8 protein-coding genes, 21 tRNA genes, 3 rRNA genes and 1 riboswitch are annotated in these 15,071 nt (G+C 45.3%); of the genes, 7 read left to right on the forward strand and 25 right to left on the reverse strand.

The genetic code is table 11. The features are described 5' to 3' along the window. The first annotated feature begins 182 nt into the window (after positions 1-182). The 3 genes from AC0VYC_RS14050 to AC0VYC_RS14060 all read left to right on the forward strand — a co-directional run bounded on the left by AC0VYC_RS14050 (position 183) and on the right by AC0VYC_RS14060 (position 2,537). On the forward strand, positions 183-1,121 hold the full coding sequence (locus tag AC0VYC_RS14050) for a 1,4-dihydroxy-2-naphthoate polyprenyltransferase (protein ID WP_017358382.1): 939 nt from the start codon (positions 183-185) through the stop codon (positions 1,119-1,121). Between the two features lie 117 nt (positions 1,122-1,238). Then, positions 1,239-1,973: a TraR/DksA C4-type zinc finger protein gene (locus tag AC0VYC_RS14055; RefSeq protein WP_475388706.1), complete on the forward strand. Its 735-nt coding sequence runs from the start codon at positions 1,239-1,241 to the stop codon at positions 1,971-1,973. A gap of 87 nt (positions 1,974-2,060) precedes the next feature. Continuing rightward, positions 2,061-2,537: a TspO/MBR family protein gene (locus AC0VYC_RS14060; RefSeq protein ID WP_335350652.1), complete on the forward strand. Its 477-nt coding sequence runs from the start codon at positions 2,061-2,063 to the stop codon at positions 2,535-2,537. Positions 2,538-2,613: 76 nt separating this feature from the next. Here AC0VYC_RS14060 and AC0VYC_RS14065 read toward each other — a convergent pair. From AC0VYC_RS14065 to AC0VYC_RS14180, 24 genes are all read right to left on the reverse strand, one after another. Then, positions 2,614-2,685: transfer RNA gene (locus AC0VYC_RS14065), tRNA-Glu, on the reverse strand. A 7-nt stretch (positions 2,686-2,692) separates the two neighbouring features. Further along, positions 2,693-2,783 (reverse strand) — tRNA-Ser (locus AC0VYC_RS14070). A 3-nt stretch (positions 2,784-2,786) separates the two neighbouring features. Further along, positions 2,787-2,861 (reverse strand) — tRNA-Asn (locus tag AC0VYC_RS14075). Positions 2,862-2,867: 6 nt separating this feature from the next. Further along, a tRNA-Ile gene (locus AC0VYC_RS14080) sits at positions 2,868-2,944 on the reverse strand. Positions 2,945-2,960: 16 nt separating this feature from the next. Beyond that, positions 2,961-3,034, reverse strand: a tRNA-Gly gene (locus AC0VYC_RS14085). 11 nt (positions 3,035-3,045) lie between these two features. Next, a tRNA-His gene (locus AC0VYC_RS14090) sits at positions 3,046-3,121 on the reverse strand. A 24-nt stretch (positions 3,122-3,145) separates the two neighbouring features. After that, a tRNA-Phe gene (locus AC0VYC_RS14095) sits at positions 3,146-3,218 on the reverse strand. Between the two features lie 17 nt (positions 3,219-3,235). Next, positions 3,236-3,312 (reverse strand) — tRNA-Asp (locus tag AC0VYC_RS14100). A 15-nt stretch (positions 3,313-3,327) separates the two neighbouring features. Then, a tRNA-Met gene (locus tag AC0VYC_RS14105) sits at positions 3,328-3,404 on the reverse strand. Between the two features lie 22 nt (positions 3,405-3,426). Next, a tRNA-Ser gene (locus AC0VYC_RS14110) sits at positions 3,427-3,519 on the reverse strand. Between the two features lie 7 nt (positions 3,520-3,526). Continuing rightward, positions 3,527-3,603 (reverse strand) — tRNA-Ile (locus tag AC0VYC_RS14115). 4 nt (positions 3,604-3,607) lie between these two features. Next, a tRNA-Met gene (locus AC0VYC_RS14120) sits at positions 3,608-3,681 on the reverse strand. A gap of 26 nt (positions 3,682-3,707) precedes the next feature. Then, positions 3,708-3,780: transfer RNA gene (locus tag AC0VYC_RS14125), tRNA-Ala, on the reverse strand. Between the two features lie 8 nt (positions 3,781-3,788). Continuing rightward, positions 3,789-3,865: transfer RNA gene (locus AC0VYC_RS14130), tRNA-Pro, on the reverse strand. A gap of 7 nt (positions 3,866-3,872) precedes the next feature. After that, positions 3,873-3,949 (reverse strand) — tRNA-Arg (locus tag AC0VYC_RS14135). Between the two features lie 11 nt (positions 3,950-3,960). After that, positions 3,961-4,046: transfer RNA gene (locus AC0VYC_RS14140), tRNA-Leu, on the reverse strand. 12 nt (positions 4,047-4,058) lie between these two features. Further along, positions 4,059-4,130, reverse strand: a tRNA-Gly gene (locus AC0VYC_RS14145). A 30-nt stretch (positions 4,131-4,160) separates the two neighbouring features. After that, positions 4,161-4,243 (reverse strand) — tRNA-Leu (locus tag AC0VYC_RS14150). 7 nt (positions 4,244-4,250) lie between these two features. Then, positions 4,251-4,326 (reverse strand) — tRNA-Lys (locus tag AC0VYC_RS14155). Positions 4,327-4,363: 37 nt separating this feature from the next. Further along, positions 4,364-4,439 (reverse strand) — tRNA-Thr (locus tag AC0VYC_RS14160). Positions 4,440-4,472: 33 nt separating this feature from the next. Next, a tRNA-Val gene (locus AC0VYC_RS14165) sits at positions 4,473-4,548 on the reverse strand. Between the two features lie 558 nt (positions 4,549-5,106). Further along, positions 5,107-5,222 (reverse strand): 5S ribosomal RNA (gene rrf / locus AC0VYC_RS14170). A gap of 61 nt (positions 5,223-5,283) precedes the next feature. Next, positions 5,284-8,214, reverse strand: a 23S ribosomal RNA gene (locus AC0VYC_RS14175). Positions 8,215-8,396: 182 nt separating this feature from the next. Continuing rightward, positions 8,397-9,945: ribosomal RNA gene (locus AC0VYC_RS14180) — 16S ribosomal RNA — on the reverse strand. Together the 16S, 23S and 5S rRNA genes form the textbook arrangement of a ribosomal RNA operon. A 436-nt stretch (positions 9,946-10,381) precedes the next feature. Continuing rightward, a riboswitch (TPP riboswitch) is annotated at positions 10,382-10,484 on the forward strand. Positions 10,485-10,580: 96 nt separating this feature from the next. Here AC0VYC_RS14180 and thiT point away from each other — a divergent pair. Next, positions 10,581-11,156: an energy-coupled thiamine transporter ThiT gene (thiT, locus tag AC0VYC_RS14185; RefSeq protein ID WP_007500615.1), complete on the forward strand. Its 576-nt coding sequence runs from the start codon at positions 10,581-10,583 to the stop codon at positions 11,154-11,156. Positions 11,157-11,396: 240 nt separating this feature from the next. On the opposite strand, the gene AC0VYC_RS14190 is transcribed toward thiT, so the two are convergent. After that, complete coding sequence (locus AC0VYC_RS14190; protein ID WP_138278929.1) at positions 11,397-11,951, reverse strand: GNAT family N-acetyltransferase; 555 nt, start codon at positions 11,949-11,951, stop codon at positions 11,397-11,399. 149 nt (positions 11,952-12,100) lie between these two features. Between AC0VYC_RS14190 and AC0VYC_RS14195 the strand changes: the two genes are divergently transcribed. The 3 genes from AC0VYC_RS14195 to ftsW are packed head-to-tail and all read left to right on the forward strand — an operon-like array spanning position 12,101 to position 15,068. Continuing rightward, positions 12,101-12,760 carry a DUF1232 domain-containing protein gene (locus AC0VYC_RS14195; RefSeq protein ID WP_335350711.1) on the forward strand — a complete coding sequence of 220 codons (660 nt, stop codon included), beginning with the start codon at positions 12,101-12,103 and terminating at the stop codon, positions 12,758-12,760. Between the two features lie 14 nt (positions 12,761-12,774). After that, positions 12,775-13,929 carry a rod shape-determining protein RodA gene (rodA, locus tag AC0VYC_RS14200; RefSeq protein ID WP_008344041.1) on the forward strand — a complete coding sequence of 385 codons (1,155 nt, stop codon included), beginning with the start codon at positions 12,775-12,777 and terminating at the stop codon, positions 13,927-13,929. A 5-nt stretch (positions 13,930-13,934) separates the two neighbouring features. Then, entirely contained in the window at positions 13,935-15,068 is a 1,134-nt protein-coding gene (ftsW, locus tag AC0VYC_RS14205) for a putative lipid II flippase FtsW (protein ID WP_475388708.1), read from the forward strand. Positions 15,069-15,071 lie beyond the last annotated feature (3 nt).

The following is a 15,071-nucleotide window of genomic DNA, read 5'->3' on the forward strand; positions in this document are numbered from 1 at the left end:
AATGAGAACATCCCTTAAAAAATGGTAAGACCTGTTCGAAGATCAAGCTTTCTCTCTAGATGGGAACGATTAGCAAACATCTTTTTCTTGTTTCATCGCATCAATATATTGACACCTTTTTGAACTTTGCTAAACTGGAATTTGGACGTGTACGTATTTTTTTATTTAAAGGAGTATATTTTATGCAGCATCAATCGATATCAGATCAGCTTTCACCAATTAAGCCTGATAAGAACTGGCGGATTTGGTGGAATTTACTACGACCGCATACATTAACAGCGGCATTTATTCCCGTTACTTTAGGAACTGTCCTAGCACTTCCGAGTGGTCAAATACATGTTGGGCTATTTTTAGCTATGCTATTTGCATCGATGTTTATCCAAATTGCAACGAACATGTTTAATGAGTACTTTGATTATGTCCGCGGATTGGACAATGAGAAATCTGTCGGTATCGGCGGAGCGATCGTGAGAAACGGTGTAAAACCAAAAACAGTTTTAGGCCTCGCTTATGCCTTATTCGCGCTTTCTTTATTACTTGGGATCTATATTTGCATGATGTCTAGCTGGTGGATTGCACTCATAGGACTAATTTGTATGGCAGCAGGCTATTTTTATACCGGTGGCCCTGTACCAATTGCTTATACACCATTTGGAGAACTTGTATCAGGTGCTTTTATGGGACTAGGCATCATTTTAATTAGTTTCTATATCCAAACAGGAACATTGACATCAAAAGCTGTGCTCATTTCATTACCTATCTCTATTTTAGTTGGTGCCATCTTACTGTCGAACAATATCCGTGATTTAGACGGTGATAAAGAGAATGGACGAAAGACACTTGCTATCCTAGCTGGACGTAAAGCGGCAGTCAACATCCTACTTTCCATGTTTGTGATCTCATATGTACTCATTTTTGTTTATATCTTTATGGATATCGTGGGTCTTTGGAGTCTTCTTGTCTTACTCAGTGTGCCAAAAGCTTATACAGCCATTAAAGAATTTAAGCAAAAAGAAAAACCAATTGAATTAATGAATGCCATGAAGTCGACAGCACAAACCAATACGTTTTTTGGTTTCCTGTTAACGATCGCATTGATCTTACAATATTATCTCGCATAACACAAAACGCCTGCAGCCGCAGGCGTTTTTTATTGAAGAATTGCTTCAAATTGGCACAAGTCTTACATAAAAATTTGCTCATACTAACAATATGTTTGATATGAAAGGGTGATCGCTTTGTTGTCTAAAAACGAATTACATCAGTTGAAGCAGCGACTTCTCGATGAAAAACAAGAAATTGAAGCCAAAAGCCATGACGATGAACAGAAAGTATCATTTCCTTATGATTCAGTGGGCGAACTGTCGGCCTATGATAACCACCCTGGCGACCAAGGGACAGAACTATTCGAACGCGGAAAAGACATTGCCTTAAACAGTTTGGAACATGAGCATCTGTCCGATATCAATGAAGCACTCCAAGCAATGGCAGACGGCTCTTATGGTTTGTGTAAAGTGTGTAAAGCCCCTATTCCTAAAGAACGCTTAGAAGCCCTTCCCACCGCCGTCACATGCACAGAGCATTCAAAAGAACAGACCGTTTCACAAAACCGTCCCATTGAAGAGGACTTATTAAGTCCGCCCTCAGGGCAATTTGAAAATGAAGAAAGTGCTGCATATGACGGAGAAGATGCCTACCAAGACGTAGAACGCTATGGGAACACTGATACCCCATCCGATATGGAATTTCCTCCATTGACATACGATGATGTGTATACACAATCAGAAGATGAAGATTATGTGGAAGACTATGAAGGGTTTGCAGCTGCTGATATTGAAGGAAAAGCAAGCAAGGTCTATCCAAATAAAGCACACGAAGCTTATGAAGAAGCATTAGATGAAGAAGGCGTCATGACAGTGTTTGGTGACTTGAAGCCGTATGAAGAAGAACCTTATACTAAAAAAAATGATTAGTCCCCACATATTGGGGGCTTGATGTTTATATCATGTAATAATTGGGAAATAAGTTGAAGAGTGAATTGATTGGGAGGAGATTTCTGGATGGCTAAAAAAAGTATCATTTGGGCGGTTATCGTCTTCTTTATTACATACGCATTATTTTCTATTGCAGGGTTCCTGTTCCCTATCGACAGAGAATGGTATGACGCACTAAATAAACCTGAATGGACACCTAGTGGTGGTGTCATCGGTGCGGTCTGGGCTGTCTTATTCGCCCTCATTTCGTTATCTGCCGCCATCATTTATGCAAAGTATGGTTTTCAAAAAATCACATTACCATTTTGGATTCTGTTTCTTTTAAATTATGTATTCAATCAAGCCTTTAGCTTTTTTCAATTTACACAAAAAGATTTATTTGCAGCTACGATCGACTGCCTGCTTGTAGCACTGACAGCACTCGCACTTGTCATCGTCTCACGTAAACTAAGCAAAGTTGTCCCAATTTTATTGATTCCTTATGTTTTATGGGTATTCTTTGCGACATACTTGTCTTATACGATCTATTCCATGAATATGTAAGAAAAGACCGCTATGATGGCGGTTTTTCGTTTTGTGGAAAATAAAAAAGAGGTCTTTATTAGACCTCTTTAAAAAATGACCCGTACGGGATTCGAACCCGTGTTACCGCCGTGAAAGGGCGGTGTCTTAACCGCTTGACCAACGGGCCAGAAAAATGGCGGAGAAGGAGGGATTTGAACCCTCGCGCCGCTTGCGCGACCTACACCCTTAGCAGGGGCGCCTCTTCAGCCACTTGAGTACTTCTCCATTTGGCTCCGCAGGTAGGATTCGAACCTACGACCGATCGGTTAACAGCCGATAGCTCTACCACTGAGCTACTGCGGAAAGTCATGGTGGGCCTGAGTGGACTCGAACCACCGACCTCACGCTTATCAGGCGTGCGCTCTAACCAGCTGAGCTACAGGCCCATGAACGATATGCAAATGGAGCGGGTGATGGGAATCGAACCCACGACATCAGCTTGGAAGGCTGAGGTTTTACCACTAAACTACACCCGCAAAAATATGTATGGGGCGATTGATGGGAATCGAACCCACGAGTGCCAGAGCCACAATCTGGTGCGTTAACCACTTCGCCACAACCGCCATACTGATATTTATTTGTAAAAGTGGCTCGGGACGGAATCGAACCGCCGACACACGGATTTTCAGTCCGTTGCTCTACCAACTGAGCTACCGAGCCATGTATTCATTTGAAAATGGCGGTCCGGACGGGACTCGAACCCGCGACCTCCTGCGTGACAGGCAGGCATTCTAACCAACTGAACTACCGGACCATTAGAGAAAAAATTTGGTTGCGGGGGCAGGATTTGAACCTGCGACCTTCGGGTTATGAGCCCGACGAGCTACCGAACTGCTCCACCCCGCGATGATATCATTTTTTAAAAATATGGCGGAGGAAGAGGGATTCGAACCCCCGCGGGCTTTGACACCCCTGTCGGTTTTCAAGACCGATCCCTTCAGCCGGACTTGGGTATTCCTCCGTATAGATGGTGGACCTTGTAGGACTCGAACCTACGACCGGACGGTTATGAGCCGTCTGCTCTAACCAACTGAGCTAAAGGTCCTTTATAGCGGCGGAGGGGATCGAACCCCCGACCTCACGGGTATGAACCGTACGCTCTAGCCAGCTGAGCTACACCGCCATGATATAAAATAATCTTTTGAAAAGTGGAGCCTAGCGGGATCGAACCGCTGACCTCCTGCGTGCAAGGCAGGCGCTCTCCCAGCTGAGCTAAGGCCCCATAAAAGATGGTCGGGAAGACAGGATTCGAACCTGCGACCCCTTGGTCCCAAACCAAGTGCTCTACCAAGCTGAGCTACTTCCCGATCTTAATGGCGCGCCCGAGAGGAGTCGAACCCCTAACCTTTTGATCCGTAGTCAAACGCTCTATCCAATTGAGCTACGGGCGCTTATTTTATAATGCCGAGGGCCGGACTTGAACCGGCACGGTAGTCACCTACCGCAGGATTTTAAGTCCTGTGTGTCTGCCAATTCCACCACCCCGGCGTGGATGGTATAAGCGGAAGACGGGATTCGAACCCGCGACCCCCACCTTGGCAAGGTGGTGTTCTACCACTGAACTACTTCCGCATTACAGGATTTCTTTATGTTGTTTGGCAATGCGGGTGAAGGGACTTGAACCCCCACGTCATAAAGACACTAGATCCTAAGTCTAGCGCGTCTGCCAATTCCGCCACACCCGCATGAAAATGGTGAGCCATGAAGGACTCGAACCTTCGACCCTCTGATTAAAAGTCAGATGCTCTACCAACTGAGCTAATGGCTCGCTTTTAAAGCGACTTGTCTATCTTACCATATGAAAGTGGTGCCGGCAAGAGGACTTGAACCCCCAACCTACTGATTACAAGTCAGTTGCTCTACCAGTTGAGCTACACCGGCTTTATCTATCCTAACATTATGTAAGAATAAATATGGTGGAGGATGACGGGCTCGAACCGCCGACCCTCTGCTTGTAAGGCAGATGCTCTCCCAGCTGAGCTAATCCTCCACTATGTAGGAATCTCTCGATCCGACAAAGATTATTATATACAGGTTTCACTCATTTGTAAAGGCTATATTAAAAAAATTTTATTTCATTTTTCATGACGTATTTCTTTTAACAGATGATGTTGATGTTACCAGTCAAAACAGCTTCAATTCAACGATTAACAGCTGTATTTCTCTTCTCTATATTCTCTTTAAAAACGAGTAAATCCTTTAAAAATATCAACAGCCTTTCAATTTTTATACTTTAATGATATAGATATTTCTTTATTTCAACTGTTAAACGCAATGAATGTTTTGATTTCAATAAAATAGCCTGATACAACTCCATTTATATGAATGAATTTGTATCAGGCATCTATACACCTGCTATTCTTTCTCTCTATTACTTTTCTCCATACTTAAAAGTGAACATGCTTCACAGACTTTCACGTTGATTTAGAGCATCTCCACGCTTATAGTGAATTAAAACAACCTGATTTATACCACATATGTATCAAGGTGATCTTCTTTCAAACAGCACAAAAAAGACCAGTTCCGATTGGAACTGATCCTTTGATAAGCTTGGCGGCGTCCTACTCTCACAGGGGGAAACCCCCAACTACCATCGGCGCTGAAGAGCTTAACTTCCGTGTTCGGTATGGGAACGGGTGTGACCTCTTCGCTATCGCCACCAAACCTGATGGAGAGAATGTTCTCTCAAAACTAGATAACAATGTTCATTTTTCACATTAGAATATAGGTTAAGTCCTCGATCTATTAGTATCTGTCAGCTCCACGTGTCACCACGCTTCCACCTCAGACCTATCAACCTGATCATCTTTCAGGGATCTTACTTCCTTGCGGAATGGGAAATCTCATCTTGAGGGGGGCTTCATGCTTAGATGCTTTCAGCACTTATCCCGTCCGCACATAGCTACCCAGCGATGCCCTTGGCAGAACAACTGGTACACCAGCGGTGCGTCCATCCCGGTCCTCTCGTACTAAGGACAGCTCCTCTCAAATTTCCTGCGCCCGCGACGGATAGGGACCGAACTGTCTCACGACGTTCTGAACCCAGCTCGCGTACCGCTTTAATGGGCGAACAGCCCAACCCTTGGGACCGACTACAGCCCCAGGATGCGATGAGCCGACATCGAGGTGCCAAACCTCCCCGTCGATGTGGACTCTTGGGGGAGATAAGCCTGTTATCCCCGGGGTAGCTTTTATCCGTTGAGCGATGGCCCTTCCATGCGGAACCACCGGATCACTAAGCCCGACTTTCGTCCCTGCTCGACTTGTAGGTCTCGCAGTCAAGCTCCCTTGTGCCTTTACACTCTGCGAATGATTTCCAACCATTCTGAGGGAACCTTTGGGCGCCTCCGTTACATTTTAGGAGGCGACCGCCCCAGTCAAACTGCCCACCTGACACTGTCTCCCTGCCCGATAAGGGCAGCGGGTTAGAAGGTCAATACAGCCAGGGTAGTATCCCACCGATGCCTCCACCGAAGCTAGCGCTCCGGTTTCCAAGGCTCCTACCTATCCTGTACAAGCTGTACCAACATTCAATATCAGGCTGCAGTAAAGCTCCACGGGGTCTTTCCGTCCTGTCGCGGGTAACCTGCATCTTCACAGGTACTATAATTTCACCGAGTCTCTCGTTGAGACAGTGCCCAGATCGTTGCGCCTTTCGTGCGGGTCGGAACTTACCCGACAAGGAATTTCGCTACCTTAGGACCGTTATAGTTACGGCCGCCGTTTACTGGGGCTTCAATTCGCACCTTCGCTTACGCTAAGCGCTCCTCTTAACCTTCCAGCACCGGGCAGGCGTCAGCCCCTATACTTCGCCTTACGGCTTCGCAGAGACCTGTGTTTTTGCTAAACAGTCGCCTGGGCCTATTCACTGCGGCTTCTCGGGGCTTTAACACCCTAAGAAGCACCCCTTCTCCCGAAGTTACGGGGTCATTTTGCCGAGTTCCTTAACGAGAGTTCTCTCGATCACCTTAGGATTCTCTCCTCGCCTACCTGTGTCGGTTTGCGGTACGGGCACCTCTCACCTCGCTAGAGGCTTTTCTTGGCAGTGTGGAATCAGGAACTTCGCTACTAAATTTCGCTCGCCATCACAGCTCAGCCTTCACGGGAAACGGATTTGCCTATTTCCCAGCCTAACTGCTTGGACGCGGATATCCAATACCGCGCTTACCCTATCCTCCTGCGTCCCCCCATTGCTCAAATGGTGAGGAGGTGGTACAGGAATATCAACCTGTTGTCCATCGCCTACGCCTTTCGGCCTCGGCTTAGGTCCCGACTAACCCTGAGCGGACGAGCCTTCCTCAGGAAACCTTAGGCATTCGGTGGACGGGATTCTCACCCGTCTTTCGCTACTCATACCGGCATTCTCACTTCTAAGCGCTCCACCAGTCCTTCCGGTCTGACTTCACTGCACTTAGAACGCTCTCCTACCACTGTTCGTAAGAACAGTCCGCAGCTTCGGTGATACGTTTAGCCCCGGTACATTTTCGGCGCAGAGTCACTCGACCAGTGAGCTATTACGCACTCTTTAAATGGTGGCTGCTTCTAAGCCAACATCCTGGTTGTCTAAGCAACTCCACATCCTTTTCCACTTAACGTATACTTTGGGACCTTAGCTGGCGGTCTGGGCTGTTTCCCTTTCGACTACGGATCTTATCACTCGCAGTCTGACTCCCAAGGATAAGTCATCGGCATTCGGAGTTTGACTGAATTCGGTAACCCGGTAGGGGCCCCTAGTCCAATCAGTGCTCTACCTCCGAGACTCTTACCTTGAGGCTAGCCCTAAAGCTATTTCGGAGAGAACCAGCTATCTCCAGGTTCGATTGGCATTTCACCCCTACCCACACCTCATCCCCGCACTTTTCAACGTGCGTGGGTTCGGGCCTCCATTCAGTGTTACCTGAACTTCACCCTGGACATGGGTAGATCACCTGGTTTCGGGTCTACGACCACGTACTCATGCGCCCTATTCAGACTCGCTTTCGCTGCGGCTCCGCATCTTCTGCTTAACCTTGCACGGGATCGTAACTCGCCGGTTCATTCTACAAAAGGCACGCCATCACCCGTTAACGGGCTCTGACTACTTGTAGGCACACGGTTTCAGGATCTATTTCACTCCCCTTCCGGGGTGCTTTTCACCTTTCCCTCACGGTACTGGTTCACTATCGGTCACTAGGGAGTATTTAGCCTTGGGAGATGGTCCTCCCGGATTCCGACGGAATTTCACGTGTTCCGCCGTACTCAGGATCCACTCTGGAGAGAACAACATTTCAGTTACAGGGCTGTTACCTTCTTTGGCGGGCCTTTCCAGACCTCTTCGCTTATATCGTTCCTTTGTAACTCCGTATAGAGTGTCCTACAACCCCAAGAGGCAAGCCTCTTGGTTTGGGCTGTTCCCGTTTCGCTCGCCGCTACTCAGGGAATCGCATTTGCTTTCTCTTCCTCCGGGTACTTAGATGTTTCAGTTCCCCGGGTATGCCTTCTCATACTCTATGTATTCAAGTATGGATACTACTCCATTACGAGCAGTGGGTTTCCCCATTCGGAAATCTCCGGATCAAAGCTTGCTTACAGCTCCCCGAAGCATATCGGTGTTCGTCCCGTCCTTCATCGGCTCCTAGTGCCAAGGCATCCACCGTGCGCCCTTTCTAACTTAACCATTTCTTACTTTAGAAAGAATCACTATGTGTGATGAACTTTGCATTGCATTCAATGTGAATGTATTACTTATTGTTATCTAGTTTTCAAAGAACAATCCTGTCTCGCTAGAGACATGTTTGAAGGAATGATCCTTCAAAACTAAACAAGACGAAAAACGTGCGCTGCTCCATATATCCTTAGAAAGGAGGTGATCCAGCCGCACCTTCCGATACGGCTACCTTGTTACGACTTCACCCCAATCATCTGCCCCACCTTCGGCGGCTGGCTCCATAAAGGTTACCTCACCGACTTCGGGTGTTGCAAACTCTCGTGGTGTGACGGGCGGTGTGTACAAGGCCCGGGAACGTATTCACCGCGGCATGCTGATCCGCGATTACTAGCGATTCCAGCTTCACGCAGTCGAGTTGCAGACTGCGATCCGAACTGAGAACAGATTTGTGGGATTGGCTAAACCTTGCGGTCTCGCAGCCCTTTGTTCTGTCCATTGTAGCACGTGTGTAGCCCAGGTCATAAGGGGCATGATGATTTGACGTCATCCCCACCTTCCTCCGGTTTGTCACCGGCAGTCACCTTAGAGTGCCCAACTGAATGCTGGCAACTAAGATCAAGGGTTGCGCTCGTTGCGGGACTTAACCCAACATCTCACGACACGAGCTGACGACAACCATGCACCACCTGTCACTCTGTCCCCGAAGGGAAAGCCCTATCTCTAGGGTTGTCAGAGGATGTCAAGACCTGGTAAGGTTCTTCGCGTTGCTTCGAATTAAACCACATGCTCCACCGCTTGTGCGGGCCCCCGTCAATTCCTTTGAGTTTCAGTCTTGCGACCGTACTCCCCAGGCGGAGTGCTTAATGCGTTAGCTGCAGCACTAAGGGGCGGAAACCCCCTAACACTTAGCACTCATCGTTTACGGCGTGGACTACCAGGGTATCTAATCCTGTTCGCTCCCCACGCTTTCGCTCCTCAGCGTCAGTTACAGACCAGAGAGTCGCCTTCGCCACTGGTGTTCCTCCACATCTCTACGCATTTCACCGCTACACGTGGAATTCCACTCTCCTCTTCTGCACTCAAGTTTCCCAGTTTCCAATGACCCTCCCCGGTTGAGCCGGGGGCTTTCACATCAGACTTAAGAAACCGCCTGCGAGCCCTTTACGCCCAATAATTCCGGACAACGCTTGCCACCTACGTATTACCGCGGCTGCTGGCACGTAGTTAGCCGTGGCTTTCTGGTTAGGTACCGTCAAGGTACAAGCAGTTACTCTTGCACTTGTTCTTCCCTAACAACAGAGCTTTACGATCCGAAAACCTTCATCACTCACGCGGCGTTGCTCCGTCAGACTTTCGTCCATTGCGGAAGATTCCCTACTGCTGCCTCCCGTAGGAGTCTGGGCCGTGTCTCAGTCCCAGTGTGGCCGATCACCCTCTCAGGTCGGCTACGCATCGTCGCCTTGGTGAGCCGTTACCTCACCAACTAGCTAATGCGCCGCGGGTCCATCTGTAAGTGACAGCCGAAACCGTCTTTCATCCTTGAACCATGCGGTTCAAGGAACTATCCGGTATTAGCTCCGGTTTCCCGGAGTTATCCCAGTCTTACAGGCAGGTTACCCACGTGTTACTCACCCGTCCGCCGCTAACATCCGGGAGCAAGCTCCCTTCTGTCCGCTCGACTTGCATGTATTAGGCACGCCGCCAGCGTTCGTCCTGAGCCAGGATCAAACTCTCCGAGGTATGCAGGATGCATATCACACATGCGTTGCTACACGATGTAGCGAACTTAGCATGTGATCATTTCCTGCCTCGTCAGTCTGACTGACTACCTATGATGTATCATAGGATTTTTTTATAAAAACTCGAATTAACAGGTACGTTTTGTCTTGTTTAGTTTTCAAAGATCATCTTCGTTATCGCTCAGAAGCGACTTTATTAATATAACATTCTATCAAAATGAAGTCAACAACTTTTTTCTCGAATGTTATTTCTCAACCGCGCTGTTTCAGCGGCGAATACAAATATAACACCTTTTAAAAGAAGAAACAAGTATTTTTTCTAAATAATTTATTTTTCCTGATCTCTTTCTATATATTCGTACAAAAAGGGCTTCTCTCAGTAATTCACTATTGTTGATCCTGTAGGTCTTTAGTATATTTATAATAGATTGAAATTTAATAACCGCAGGGGGAGCCTCGTGCTGAGAGTGAACAATTCGTTGTTCTGACCCTTTGAACCTGTCAGTTAATACTGAAGTAGGAATGTGGAATCACTTGCATACATGTATGTATGCAAGCCGATATGTTTTTCTATGAATCACATACTCATCCTGACATGGTCTCTCCTTGCACAATTCGTGAAAAGGGGATTTTTTTATGCAGCAATCAAATCAATTAGTACGACTGATGGAGATCGCCATTATGACTTCTCTTGCACTTGTTTTAGATTATTTATCAGGTCTCTTTTTAAGAATGCCAAACGGCGGGTCAATTGCACTGATCATGATTCCTGTCATTCTCATGTCCATTAGATGGGGCGTGTCTGCTGGATTTATCATCGGTGTGTTAATCGCAGGACTGCAGCTGATGAACAATCCTATTATTGCTACACCTGTACAAGGGTTTCTCGATTACTTTGTCGCATCTGTTGTGATTTGTTTAAGCGGGCTATTCTCAGGATCAATTAAAAAAGCCATTCAGGATAAAAAGCGAAAGAAACAATTCTTCTATATTATCCTAGCTGTATTTGTCGCCAGTTTCTTCAGACTGCTGACGTTCTTTATTTCAGGTGTAGTTTTCTTTTCTCATTATGCACCAAAAGGAACACCAGGATGGGTGTATTCATTAGTTTATAACAGCACATATATGATTCCTTCATTTATCATTTGTAGTATTGTTCTTTGTTTACTCATCCCTAGTGCGTCTCGTTTGGTTTTTCCTCGACAAAAATAACCCAGCTGTTTCAGCGGGTTATTTTTTTATGCATAATTTGCTGCTCTATTGAATCTATTAATAGTAGAAGATTTCATGCTGGAGGTACGACAATGAATCCTTACTCCATTATGCTGTGCTGTTACATCCTCAGTCTCGCCTACTTTTTGGCCAGTTTCTATGAGGCATTAAAAATAGCAGGTGTGAAAGGAAAAGTAGAGGCTTCTCCTTTTATATCTTATATTTTACTCGCCACCCTTTTTACTTTTTTCTCTCATTATTACTGGAAGCTGACGATATAATCTGTTGAATCTGAGCACTTAGTACAGACAGCTCCCATCCATACCCTATTTCTTCATGGTTCTCACCAGCCAGCTCAAACTGGCTGGTGACGGCAAAACTAGGTTGAAGTTTTTGATAAAATTGCTTCGCTGAATTTTGCTCAAATACCCAGAGCAGCATATTCTGATAGCCTTTCTCTATTAAATAATCCACACCTTTTGCAATCAAAGCCATACCCGCTCCTGATTTCTGTTTTCTCTGCAACAAATAGATGGCATAAAGCTCGCCATCATATATTGAATATCTCTCATCACGCTGTTTTCCGAAGGAAGCAAAACCAAATACTCCGTCAGCATCCTCTGCGACAAACGTGCCTTCAAGCGACCTGCTTCTCCAGCTCTCTTCCCGCTCCTCTACATTCAAAGCATCTAAATACTCTTGTGAAATAATGCCGTGATAAGTCGTTTGCCAGCTCTTCACATGAATTTCGGCAATTTTAGGAATATCATTATGTACTGCATGTCTAACCTTCATCTGCACACCCCTTTTAGCCATTTCTTACTCTATGTTTCATATGATAAGTTGCTATTTTATAAAAATCAATCTCTAATGGATATTCGTTGACATTCTGTCAACACCCCTATATATTGGGTACGACTTCTTCTATTGAAGAGTTGAACTTTATGAAAAGGGTGAAGAAAGAGATGGAATTTAAAACAACTGAGCTTCGGCAGTTTTTAAAAGAACAACTGCAAATACGTTCTCTTTCATTAAGAGAACTCAGTACACAAACAGAAATTGATAAAGCCACACTGTCTAGAATCATGAACGGAAAAAGAAAACCGACTTTGAACCATTTACAGCGGCTATCAGATGCTCTACACATTTCTTTAGATCATCTATTGGCCACGGCTGGATTTTCAATTAAAAACGAAAGAGTTCACGGTAATACGTTCATTCAAGCCGTAGAAGAGATTGAGCGAACGCTGAAAGATCATGATGTCTATGACGGGAAATTCAGCGAGAATGAACTGAAACAGAAGCTAAATGAATATGAGACCTATAGTCAATCAGACGAGGGAAAAGAAACGATCTCGGCATATTTTGAAAAAAAGATAGATACGATAAGCGGTGTTGGGCCATTTCTTGATCAATTGAAAAGCATGTACTGCTCGTTCATGAGCGGACGGGGGACTTCTCGAGAATTGATGTTGATGGGAGGCGCATTACTTTACTTCATTATGCCCGTTGATTTAATACCAGATTATATTTTTCCGATCGGCTATATTGATGACGCTGCAGCGGTGCAGGTCGTATTAAACCAGCTGACAAATAGGTCATAGCAGGTGACAGAGACATGAAAAAACAGAACAGCATTGACTTCGCATTATTATTCACTGTCATTTGCTTCTTTGTGATCAGCCTGCTGGCTGTGTATAGCGGATCGGGACAGTATGAAACGCAAGATATGTTTTATTTCGTCAAAAGACAAGTTTTCTGGTATATCGTCGGCTTTGGCCTTATGGCGGCAGTTGCTTACTTTGATTATGAACTGCTTGAGCGGTTATCTTTTCGATTATTTGCAGGTGGTCTCTTTCTCATCATTCTCGTTCATTTTTTTGGCACGAATCAAAATGGCTCTCAAAGGTGGATCAGCTTGGGACCCATGAAAGTGCAACCATCAGAATTTATGAAAATTTTTGTCATTCTTCTGTTAGCGGCTATTTTAAATCGATACAAACATCAGCGCTTTTCGTTTAAAGAAAGCATGATTCCTACAATGAACATCATATGCTGGACCGCTGTTCCTTTTTTCCTGATTTTAATTCAGCCAGATTTGGGGACGGCACTTGTGATCTTGTCTATCGCTTTTACACTGATGCTTGTGTCAGGCATTTCAAGTAAGATGATCGCTGCATTGATCGCTTCTTTTCTCGCGCTTCTTGCATTTTTGACCTACTTGCACAATGAACATTTTGAGCACTTTACAAAAGTGATTAAACCTCATCAGCTTGATCGCATTTATGGGTGGCTCTCCCCAGATGAATTTGATTCGACATATGGGTATCAACTGAAACAAGCAATGCTTGGCATTGGGTCAGGGCAATTATCAGGAAGCGGGTATACAAAAGGAAATCAAGTACAAGGGGGAAATATCCCTGAAGCCCATACAGATTTTATATTTGCAGTCATTGGCGAGGAGTTTGGTTTTATCGGCGCCTCCCTATTGATCTGTTTATATCTTATGATGGTCTATCGAATGATTCATGTGGCAATGCATGCGAATACCCTTTATGGGCTTTATATATGTGCTGGAGTGGTTGGGCTGATCGTTTTTCAAGTCTTCCAAAACGTTGGGATGACAGTAGGGCTAATGCCTGTGACTGGTCTTGCCCTTCCTTTTATCAGCTATGGAGGCAGTGCGCTTTTAACCAATATGATTGCCATTGGCCTTGTGTTTAGTGTCAATTTGAGGTCCTCATCCTACATGTTTGGACGTAACTGGGATTGAAGGTGATGTCATTGATTCTTTCTCACCTAAAAAAAATCGACCACATTCTTGCTGGGACGATTGTTTGTCTTTGTTTCTTTGGATTACTAATGGTGTACAGTGCGAGTTATCCTTTAGGCGAAATAAAATATGGAAAGGGCAGCTACTTCTTCATGAAACAGTGGCAATGGCTTTTGATTGGATTCTTCTTTTTCATCGCTGCGGCCCTGGTTCCATATCAAGTTTACCGTAAATGGATTCGGTGGTTTGTGATGCTGTCACTGTTATGTCTTATCCTTGTCCTGCTTCCAGGAATCGGCGTTGTCAAAAACAATTCACAACGATGGATTCAATTAGGCTCTCTGATCATCCAGCCGTCTGAGGCTGTGAAATTAGTGATGATCATCTATTTTGCCTATGTATATGCAAGGAAACAAGCGTACATTACATCCTTTAAAAAAGGAGTACTACCTCCACTTCTTCTTTTAAGTCTAGCTTTTTTATTGATTTTAAAACAGCCAGATTTAGGTACAGCAGTTTCTATTTTATTGAGCTGCGGTATCGTCTTATTATGTGCTGGACTTAAAACACGCCACCTCATTCTACTAGGTTCGACAGCTGCGGCAGGGATCACTTTTTTTGCTGTGACCGCTCCTTATCGTTTGAAACGGATCACTTCTTTTCGTGATCCTTTCATGTATGAAGATGGAGATGGTTATCAGCTGATCCATTCCTATCTCGCCATGGATTCAGGAGGACTGACCGGGAATGGTTTAGGCGGAAGCATACAAAAACTAGGATTTCTTCCTGAAGCCCATACAGATTTTATTATGGCCATCATTAGTGAAGAGCTGGGAATCATGGGGCTGTTGTTTGTGATGGGTGCCTACCTACTCATCATGTATCGCGCCGTTCGAATCGTTCAAGGTTTACAAGATCCATTTGGAAAGCTATTAACGATCGGGCTTACTTTTCAAATTATGATTCAAGCAGCCTTTAATCTAGGAGCTGTCTTTGGGCTTCTCCCCATTACAGGGATTCCTCTTCCCTTTATTAGCTACGGCGGATCTTCATTGTTGTTCATGATGATATCTGCAGGCATTCTTGTGAATCTCTCTTCATCTATCAAAAGACACCGGCATGTGCCCCAAGTAAAATAGACA

Source organism: Bacillus sp. iso_77, assembly GCF_056173625.1.

Excerpts from the sequence above, each read along its gene's own strand:
- rodA (WP_008344041.1), top strand. The coding sequence starts at position 12,775 with ATGAAAAAACAGAACAGCATTGACTTCGCATTATTATTCACTGTCATT.
- ftsW (WP_475388708.1), top strand. The coding sequence starts at position 13,935 with ATGTCATTGATTCTTTCTCACCTAAAAAAAATCGACCACATTCTTGCT.
- thiT (WP_007500615.1), top strand. The coding sequence starts at position 10,581 with ATGCAGCAATCAAATCAATTAGTACGACTGATGGAGATCGCCATTATG.
- AC0VYC_RS14190 (WP_138278929.1), bottom strand. The coding sequence starts at position 11,951 with ATGAAGGTTAGACATGCAGTACATAATGATATTCCTAAAATTGCCGAA.
- AC0VYC_RS14195 (WP_335350711.1), top strand. The coding sequence starts at position 12,101 with ATGAAAAGGGTGAAGAAAGAGATGGAATTTAAAACAACTGAGCTTCGG.
- AC0VYC_RS14060 (WP_335350652.1), top strand. The coding sequence starts at position 2,061 with ATGGCTAAAAAAAGTATCATTTGGGCGGTTATCGTCTTCTTTATTACA.
- AC0VYC_RS14050 (WP_017358382.1), top strand. The coding sequence starts at position 183 with ATGCAGCATCAATCGATATCAGATCAGCTTTCACCAATTAAGCCTGAT.